The organism is Streptomyces sp. DH12 (genome assembly GCF_020873895.1).
Taxonomy (GTDB): domain Bacteria; phylum Actinomycetota; class Actinomycetes; order Streptomycetales; family Streptomycetaceae; genus Streptomyces.
This window is the reverse complement of record NZ_JAHWGT010000501.1, coordinates 1-587: the sequence shown is the minus strand read 5'-3', so window position 1 is coordinate 587 and position 587 is coordinate 1. Positions and strand designations below refer to the sequence as shown.

General features: G+C 71.9%; 1 protein-coding gene. It reads left to right on the top strand.

Features of this window, described 5'->3' with window-relative positions:
• Positions 1-59: 59 nt before the first annotated feature.
• The coding region (locus LPA54_RS35415; RefSeq protein ID WP_228984687.1) for an amidase at positions 60-587 on the top strand (528 nt) is incomplete at its 3' end.

The following is a 587-nucleotide window of genomic DNA, read 5'->3' as shown; positions in this document are numbered from 1 at the left end:
GCTGAACTTCGGGGACACCCCGCCCGCCGGCGCCGTCCGCGCGCAAGAGGGGAAGCACGATGCAGCCGTATGAGATGTCCCCCGCCGCCGCCGCGCGGGAGATCCGGGAGCGACGGCTGTCCCCCGTCGAACTCGTCGACTCGGTCCTCGACCGCATCGAGCAGGTGGAGCCGCACGTTGCGGCCTACGTCGCGGTTTCCGCTGATCACGTCCGTCGGACCGCCCGCGAGGCCGAGCGCGAAGCCGCCCAGGGCTCCTACCGGGGCCCGCTGCACGGGATCCCGGTAGGAATCAAGGACGTGATCGATGTGATCGGCGTGTCCACCACGGCAAGCTCCAGGACCCGGGCCGGTCACCGCGCGGCCCGCGACAGCACGGTCGCCGCGAGTCTGCGTGCGGCCGGCGCGATTCTGATCGGCAAGACGCACACCCATGAGTTCGCCTACGGGCTGACCACCCCGCAGACCAACAACGCCTGGGACCAGGGGAGGATCGCCGGTGGCTCCAGCGGCGGCTCCGCCGTCGCCGTGGCCTCCGGTGCGGCGACATTCGCCCTCGGTACCGACACCGGCGGATCGATCCGGGTG